Here is a 4,130-nt window from a genome sequence, read left to right as displayed (position 1 = left end):
GCGACACCACCGTTGAAGCTGCCAATTACGCTGCCGGGTGTGCTCTGCGCAAACTGCAAGCCAGTCATCAACTGTGCCAGCGCGTATTCCAACTGGGCACCTGCATCAAGCGCGACCCAGCCCCCAGCAGTCAGTTGATGAAACTCGAAGTGCAAGTGGGGTCCGGTAGACATCCCGGTGCTGCCTACACGCCCGATTGCAGCACCCTGCTCCACCCATTCCCCTGGTTTAACAAAAATCTCTGACAGGTGCCCGTAGAGGGTTTGCTGCGTGTCCTTGCTGTGGTTGAGAGTAACCGCAAGACCGTAGCCGCCAAGGAAATCGGCGATCGCCACTCGTCCGGCAACCGCCGCCAAGACTGGCGTGCCCATTGGCGCACCCAAATCTGTTCCAGAGTGGAAGCGACTATCGCCCGTGACGGGATGAACGCGCCAGCCGAACACCGACGTAATTGGAGCCGGAATCGCCAGCGGAAACATCAAGCGAACATTGCCATTGCCAAGGAGCGCTGGGGGGCGAATCGTGCGGTTGTAGTAGTTGCGGGCAGAGGGTGTCGTCTGTCCAATACCCAAACCAGAACTGCTGACCGTTAGCGGTCCGATCGAGACGCTGGTGGGAGCCGTAGGAACAGCCGCCGTTGATGCAGCAGGAATCGAAAGGGCGGGTCGAGGCATGGCTGGCTGGTCGGTGCTGCGCTGCGTCGCACCCAGGTCGTAGCGAGTGGAGTCAATGTAGAGCTCTGTCGCATCAGCAGTTGGTGCAGAAGCAGGCGCTTCGACGATCGGTGCGGAGGATTCTTTGGGAATCTCGTTGAGGACGGGCGCATCCACTGAAACAGACGGTTCAACCGCGGGTTCCGACGGCGTTGGTGCAGGTGCAACTGGGACAGGGGCCGGAGCCACATCTGCCGTCTGCGTCCAAGCGGCACCGCTGCTAAGCATTCCTAGAACGCTGATGATACTAATCCCTCGACGCAGCAGAGTTTGTCTCACGGAGCGGTCTTCTGCGTGGGGCGATCGAGCAGAATCGTGCGGGTCGCTGGTATGCGGAATCATCGTTGCGTCCTTATAGGTTTACCAATCAAGCTAGGGAGAGGATGGAGTCGTCGTGGGCGAGGATGGAGTAGTGGGCGAAATGCTTGGAGCCGTTGGAGTCGTCGTGGGCGAGGCACTTGGAGCGGTCGACAACGTTCCTGTTCCAGGTGGCAGGTTAGTAATCGCGCGTCGCAGCGCAGCAAGGGCGCGGTTGTAGGTCAGAATAGCGGTGACGCGGTTCCCTTCAGCGCGAGTGAGGTCAGTTTCTGAATTGATCACCTCAGTTTGAGTGCCGACGCCTGCCTGAAACCGCAGCCGCGCCAGTCGCAAAGATTCTCTGGCTTGCTCCAAGGCGCGATTGGCGGTGGCAATGTTGGTAAAGCTCGATCGCAGTTGGGAGTACGCCTGCTCAACCTGAAAGCGCACCTGATTGCGAATGTCAGCAAACTGGGTTTCAGCGATGGCAATGTTTGCCTCTTGCTGTCGCGCTCTGGCTCTGGCTGCACCGCCGTCAAAGAGATTCCAGCGGACGTTCGCCGAGATGCTGTTGCCATCAGCAATGCCCAAGCTGTCATCAAATGAGTCCTGAAATTGGTACTGGTACGACAGGCTAATGTTGGGTCCTAACGTTGCCAGCGCGGCTCTGCGCTGCTGCTCCGACAGTTCGCGCTGTACCAGTAGCTGTTCAAGCTCGGCTCGATTTTTGAAGGCGAGAACGATGCTGGATTCCAGCGGCAGTTCCCATGTGCCCGCGACATCAACCGGATCAGCTGCCGCTAGGTCGATCCCCGCTGTAACACTGAGTCGCTGCGCCAGCTGTCGGCGACGAATCTCCTGCTGCGATCGAGCATTTAGAAGCTGCTGCTGCGCGTTTGCCAACTGCACCTCAAATCGCAGGGTATCAAAGCGCGTTCCCAAGCCAGCGCGCTCTAGCGCCTGTGCATCTCGCAAGCTGATTTCGTTGTTTCGGACCGATGCCTGGTTGATTCGGACGCTCTCATCCGCTTCTTGCAGGTCATAGTAATCGCTAGAGACATCCTGCCGCAGTTGTTCCAGCGTAATTTCTACCTGCAATTCATCGGAGCGCAACTGCCGCTGCGCAGCGCGAATTTGTGCTGGGCGCAGCCCAGAGGTAAATAGGTCATAGTTGATGCCAACGGTGCCGTTGAGGGCGGTGTTGACGGTGTCTCGACTTTCCGACGGTTGTATGAGTGGGGGCAAGTTCTGGTTAGCCTGGTCTTGTGCTTCTTGAGCTAGCTGTCCACCTGCAGAGCGCGATCGCGTAATGCCCGTTTGTGCGGTTACGGTCGGCAGTTCGGCTGCCCGCGCTTCTCGAAGTCCGGCTCGGCTACGATCGAGCTGAAGCCGCTGAGCGCGGAGGTTTTGGTTGTTGCGCTCTGCTAACTGCAGTGCCTGCTGCAACGTGATCGGCTGCACACCGCGTAGGCGCACCTCATCGGGGTTTGTAGGGAACCGAAGTGGATTTGGATCAGGATCGAGGTACTGAGGGGGTGCTCCCGGCTTGGCAGGACCGATCGGCCTTGACGGACCGGGATCAGGCGTAGACGGTTCGGTGATTCTTGGAGTTAGAGTGGGAGGCTGAGTGGGCGTTCCAGCAGGCGGTTCTGGAGAAGACTGAGCCGTTCGCGCGCCTGCTGCACGGTCAGCACCGGACCGCTTAGTCGGAGACGCTGAAACAGGTTTAGGCGGACTGGACTGGGTTAGTTTTTGCGAGGAATTAGAGACGGTTTGAGCCGTTCCGGATGCCGCACTGGTGACGGCAATTAACGCTCCTACACCCACCAAAATCAACTGAAAAGACGCTCGCATAAAGCTACTTGCGATCCTGAGAACTCATCAACGAACTGAAACAACCTTATGCAGAATACTGGTTTATACCTAACCTTGGCAAAAAAGTTTCGCGGCTGATTAAAACTCGTTCAACTGCTACGCACAGGAAATAAAAGCATTCTAAGTAAACCGATAGTATCAGAGGAATGGGCACCTAATGCAGCTTTCAGGGGATGAAAACGCAATCAGGATCGATCGAATCGCAACCATAAACTCCTTTGAAGGGTTTATCGTGTTCGATCAGAAACTTTACATATTGAGGCTTATTCTACATCAGGTGCCTCGGTTGCCGTCTTCATCCAGGCAACTCATCCAGTCGGGTGATGCTGCGTTTGGTGCAGCTAGAACTAGCGGTCTCTCGATCGCTCATCCAACCGCTTGTTCACCCAACTCGTCAAGCCGCTAAAAATTGCCCCTGCCATCAGAATGCCAATTGCGGGCTGCATGACAGGTTCCCACAAGCGATACCACACGTCTAACCCCAATGGGATACCGGTGGAACGCCCAATTACCGCGATCGCCAGCCAGCCAAAACATAGCAGGACAAAAAACAGGTCCGCCATCAGCGTTAAATTCAACCACTCAAGCACGGTTTCTTTCATAGCTGCTCGCAAGAAGAATCAACGACGTTGCACTCACTTATTAGAATAGTGCAGATGGTCTACTTACGCTGCCTGGTTCATTTCGCGCTATGACCGACACCTCTGAAGCCGCTACTCTGGTTAGCTTTGCCGATATTGAAACTGCCGCTGAGAATCTGCGCGATCGTGCTCACCGCACGCCCGTTTTGACTTCGACGATCGTGGATCAGCGCACTGGAAGCGAGGTGTTTTTCAAGTGCGAGAATTTTCAGCGGACGGGATCATTCAAATTTCGGGGTGCCTACAATGCGCTAGTGCAGCTATCTCCGCAGCAGCGACAGCACGGCGTCATCGCCTTCTCATCAGGAAACCACGCTCAGGCGATCGCGCTATCCGGAAAGTTGCTAAACATCCCGACGACGATCGTGATGCCGAACGACGCTCCCGAAGTCAAACTGGCTGCTACTCGCGGCTACGGAGCGGAGGTTGTGCTTTACAACCGTCTGGCTGAATCGCGAGAATCACTCGGACAGCAGCTTGCCACCGATCGAGGACTGACGCTGATCCCGCCGTTTGATCACCCGCAGGTGATTGCCGGACAGGGCACAGCAGCAAAGGAGCTCCTAGACGAGGTGGGACCATTGGATTTGCTGCTGGTGTGCTG

Annotated in this window: 4 protein-coding genes; 1 reads left to right on the top strand and 3 read right to left on the bottom strand. The window is 56.4% G+C overall.

Features of this window, described 5'->3' with window-relative positions; all coding sequences use genetic code 11:
• The 3 genes from H6F43_RS08560 to H6F43_RS08550 form a co-directional block, all read right to left on the bottom strand.
• On the bottom strand, positions 1–1,055 hold a 1,055-nt coding region (locus H6F43_RS08560), incomplete at its 3' end, for a M23 family metallopeptidase (RefSeq protein WP_190342375.1).
• Between the two features lie 30 nt (positions 1,056–1,085).
• Complete coding sequence (locus H6F43_RS08555; RefSeq protein WP_190342374.1) at positions 1,086–2,864, bottom strand: TolC family protein; 1,779 nt, start codon at positions 2,862–2,864, stop codon at positions 1,086–1,088.
• Between the two features lie 368 nt (positions 2,865–3,232).
• On the bottom strand, positions 3,233–3,487 hold the full coding sequence (locus H6F43_RS08550) for a hypothetical protein (protein ID WP_190342373.1): 255 nt from the start codon (positions 3,485–3,487) through the stop codon (positions 3,233–3,235).
• 89 nt (positions 3,488–3,576) lie between these two features.
• On the opposite strand from H6F43_RS08550, the gene H6F43_RS08545 reads away from it, so the two are divergent.
• On the top strand, positions 3,577–4,130 hold a 554-nt coding region (locus H6F43_RS08545; protein WP_190342372.1), incomplete at its 3' end, for a pyridoxal-phosphate dependent enzyme.

Source organism: Leptolyngbya sp. FACHB-36 (genome assembly GCF_014695955.1).
Lineage (GTDB): Bacteria > Cyanobacteriota > Cyanobacteriia > Leptolyngbyales > Leptolyngbyaceae > FACHB-36.
The sequence above is the reverse complement of the archived record's forward strand: the minus strand, read 5'-3'. Positions and strand labels throughout refer to the sequence as shown.